The organism is Limosilactobacillus mucosae, assembly GCF_046939755.1.
In the GTDB taxonomy this organism is placed as follows: domain Bacteria; phylum Bacillota; class Bacilli; order Lactobacillales; family Lactobacillaceae; genus Limosilactobacillus; species Limosilactobacillus mucosae_A.
The window spans coordinates 1-794 of record NZ_JBKZAY010000082.1 but is presented as its reverse complement, the minus strand read 5'-3'; the positions used below and the strand labels follow the sequence as shown (position 1 = coordinate 794).

General features: G+C 51.4%; 1 protein-coding gene. It reads left to right on the top strand.

What is annotated here, in order from left to right:
• The coding region (locus ACLUWI_RS10185) for a hypothetical protein (protein WP_412147230.1) at positions 1–794 on the top strand (794 nt) is incomplete at both ends.

Sequence of the window (794 nt, the reverse complement as noted above, 5' to 3'; positions counted from 1 at the left end):
GGGAGGCACTTGTCGATACCGATTCGCTCGCACTTAGGGAGGCACTTGTCGATACCGATTCGCTCGCACTTACTGATGCACTCGTTGAAGCAGATTCACTTGCACTCAGTGATGCACTCGTTGAAGCGGATTCGCTTGCACTCAAGGATGCACTCGTTGAAGCTGATGCACTCGCACTTACTGATGCACTTGTAGATGCTGATTCACTCGTGCTTACTGATGCACTCGTTGAAGCTGATTCGCTCGTGCTCAGGGAGGCACTTGTTGAGGCTGACTCGCTCGCACTCAGTGATGCACTGGTTGATGCTGATTCGCTCGCACTCAAGGATGCACTGGTTGATGCTGATTCACTCGTGCTTACTGATGCACTAGTTGAAGCGGATTCGCTTGCACTTACTGATGCACTAGTCGATGCCGATTCACTCGCACTTACTGATGCACTCGTTGAGGCCGATTCACTTGCGCTTACTGATGCACTCGTTGAAGCTGATTCACTCGCACTTACTGATGCACTCGTTGATGCTGACTCGCTGGCACTCAGTGATACACTCGTTGATGCTGATTCACTTGCACTCAGTGATGCACTGGTTGATGCTGATTCACTCGCACTTACTGATGCACTTGTCGATGCCGATTCGCTCGCACTCAAGGATGCACTCGTTGAGGCTGATTCGCTCGCACTCAAGGATGCACTCGTTGAGGCTGACTCACTCGCACTCAAGGATGCACTAGTCGATGCTGATTCACTCGCACTTACTGATGCACTCGTTGAGGCCGATTCACTTGCGCTTACT